The organism is Pseudoxanthomonas japonensis, from assembly GCF_010093445.1.
Classification (GTDB): domain Bacteria; phylum Pseudomonadota; class Gammaproteobacteria; order Xanthomonadales; family Xanthomonadaceae; genus Pseudoxanthomonas_A; species Pseudoxanthomonas_A japonensis.
The window spans coordinates 1-473 of sequence record NZ_PDWW01000073.1 but is presented as its reverse complement, the minus strand read 5'-3'; the positions used below and the strand labels follow the sequence as shown (position 1 = coordinate 473).

General features: G+C 55.4%; 1 pseudogene. It reads left to right on the top strand.

Features of this window, described 5'->3' with window-relative positions:
- Positions 1 to 203 precede the first annotated feature (203 nt).
- A pseudogene (locus CSC78_RS18820) lies at positions 204 to 473 on the top strand (23S rRNA (adenine(2503)-C(2))-methyltransferase RlmN); the annotation flags it as partial.

The following is a 473-nucleotide window of genomic DNA, read 5'->3' as shown; positions in this document are numbered from 1 at the left end:
GATGTCTAGACAAGGTCGCGAGCTATGGCTTGTTATTGTGAGCTATCAGATTAGCCAGCTGTCGCTACTACAGCGTATCGTTTGGCTAGCACATGGAACAGTCACGAGTACTGCTGAAGGATATGAAGGGTATCCGTCAGATGTTTTTTGAAATCGCGTACTTCTTCGCCGCGACCGAAGTGGTCTCGCGCTGAGTCCATGCCGTGAACGAGGTCGCCAAGAAACAGAATCTGCTCGACCTCGATCGCGAGGGCCTGGAGCGCTTCTTCGCCGATACGCTCGGCGAACAGCGTTACCGCGCCCATCAGGTGATGAAGTGGATCCATCACCGTTATGTCACCGATTTCGATGCCATGACCGACCTCGGCAAGGCGCTGCGCGCGAAGCTGCAGCAACATGCCGAGGTCGTGGTTCCACAGATACAGTTCGAAAAGCCCTCCACCGACGGTACCCACAAGTGGTTGCTCGGCATG